The 1,967-nt window shown below is 35.7% G+C and carries 3 protein-coding genes; all 3 read right to left on the bottom strand.

Translation table 11 applies throughout. The annotated features are described in order from the left end of the window. Positions 1-219 precede the first annotated feature (219 nt). Positions 220-516 (bottom strand): hypothetical protein, encoded by a 297-nt coding sequence (locus H4J39_RS01305; protein WP_182225639.1) that lies wholly within the window; start codon positions 514-516, stop codon positions 220-222. Positions 517-629: 113 nt separating this feature from the next. Beyond that, positions 630-932 (bottom strand): hypothetical protein, encoded by a 303-nt coding sequence (locus H4J39_RS01310; protein ID WP_404842675.1) that lies wholly within the window; start codon positions 930-932, stop codon positions 630-632. A gap of 464 nt (positions 933-1,396) precedes the next feature. Then, positions 1,397-1,741, bottom strand: a complete 345-nt coding sequence (locus H4J39_RS01315; RefSeq protein ID WP_182225641.1) for a hypothetical protein — start codon at positions 1,739-1,741, stop codon at positions 1,397-1,399. Between the last annotated feature and the right edge of the window lie 226 nt (positions 1,742-1,967).

Here is a 1,967-nt window from a genome sequence, read left to right on the forward strand (position 1 = left end):
ACAATGATTCGCGACATTTACAAATCGTTTAGCGAAAACCCACGAAACAGAATTACCACCAAACCAATAATATAAATGCATAAGATGGTTAACTATTAAAACAGAAAAGTGGTGCCACCTAACGCTTAAATTAAGCGGAAAAATTTAGTTGGCTAAAATGTTGAACGGAGTGAAAACAGCCAACTGTATTTTTTCCGTTTGAATTTCTTGTTAGCTACACTACTGCTTAGTGTGCTTATCTATGCTCTTATTTAATAGTTTGACTGTATTTATGCATTCAGTTTTTCTTGAACCTTTTAAATCACTACAACCCTTTGGCTTCTTTTTAACTGGAAGGGGTTCTCCAGTAACAATGTGCCTAACTAGATCAATATCAGCTTGGGTTCCTAATTCTGCCAAAGTACCGTCTCTCTGATTCTCTTTATTCTCAATACCAAGTTGCTCATCTAAAGCAGCACCAACAATAGTGCAACCCTGCAAAGGAATAAGTAACGCTAGTAAAACCCGAACTCTCATATAATATCCACAACCTTGTGTAGCTAACGCCCTACTAAGCGGCTAAAAATAGTTGGCTATAATTTGCGAGGTACGAGCACAGCCAACTGTTTGTGTCCGTCTTGAGTTGCTTGTTATATGCACGTACTGCTAATTAGTGCATTTTGCTTTTTAATTTCACTAGAGTTCTTATCTGTTTCAGCAATAGCCAAATCTATTTTAGCTGTTGTACATTTATCAGATAACTCTTTGTTCATAAGATAAGTTTGATCTTTTTGCTGCTGAGTTAATCCCTCTGCACCACTATATTGATCTCTATCTTCAGGTGCTCGATCTTGTTGATACGGTGGTGGTTGATTTGAACCACATGCTGATAATAAAACGATCAACGAAAGAGAAAGTAGTTTAATGTTCAATGCTTGACACTCCTTGTGCATATAACGCCCTATTAAGCGGCGAAAAATTGTTGGCTAAAATTGCGAGGAACGAAGCTAGCCAACTGTTTAGCGTCCGTTTGAATAGCTTGTTATGTAATTGGTTATTATGAACTTTATACTAACAAAAAATTCTAAAATCAAACAGATAAACGGAAGAAACAAAACACACCCACCGCCTAACATAAACCAAACTGTGAATCTTGAGCCACCAAATAAACGTAAAAAGCGTGACACAAATTTAGCTTTACGAAACCACTCGTTTTATAGCGATATTAACAAAACTACAAAGCGAAAACTCAAGGCCAAAAATACTAAACCAACTTAAAACCACCAAACTTATAAAAAGAATTTACCCTTAAAAGAAGGCGGTACATAACGCCCTGTTAACAGGCAAAAAATTGTTGGCTAAAATAAGCGACGAAGGAGCAAAAGCCAACTGTTTTTTGTCCTTGTTGAACAGCTTGTTATGTGTTTGAAAACTGTACGTAAAATGCTAAAATAAACAAACCAAGACTTGGTAATAAAGTCCAGTTTGATATTCGATGATATACATGTTCATTATTTCTTTTATCATAATGGTCAATAACTTCAGACACAAATGACACACACATTATCATTAATGCAATATACATTATAACGGCTGATATACCACTAAAATGGTATATCTCTTCGCAGCGGCGACAAACTGAAACCGCAAGGTCATTTTCTATTAACCCCATTGTTCCAAATATTGCCATGGCAACAGATAAAACTATGTTCTTTATTCGATCATACAAAGGTACTTTGTTTGGTATGTATTTTTCTTCCATGACTCTCAACTACAGGAACACATAACGCCCCATTAAGAGGTAAATAATTGTTGGCTAAAATAAGCGACGAAGGAGCAAATAGCCAACTGTTATTTGTCCTGCTTGAATGGCTTGTTATGTTTACTTTTTAGACTGTCGCTCGCTTAGGCATTCTTTAATTGCAAAGAATACATTTAAAAGCATACTAAGAACAGTCAAACAAAATACAGCAAACATAGGAAAAAAC

Origin of the sequence: Colwellia sp. Bg11-12 (assembly GCF_014076955.1) — a bacterium.
In the GTDB taxonomy this organism is placed as follows: Bacteria; Pseudomonadota; Gammaproteobacteria; order Enterobacterales; family Alteromonadaceae; genus Colwellia_A.

Coding starts and splice junctions, on each gene's coding strand:
- H4J39_RS01305 (WP_182225639.1), bottom strand. CDS start 516: ATGAGAGTTCGGGTTTTACTAGCGTTACTTATTCCTTTGCAGGGTTGC.
- H4J39_RS01310 (WP_404842675.1), bottom strand. CDS start 932: ATGCACAAGGAGTGTCAAGCATTGAACATTAAACTACTTTCTCTTTCG.
- H4J39_RS01315 (WP_182225641.1), bottom strand. CDS start 1,741: ATGGAAGAAAAATACATACCAAACAAAGTACCTTTGTATGATCGAATA.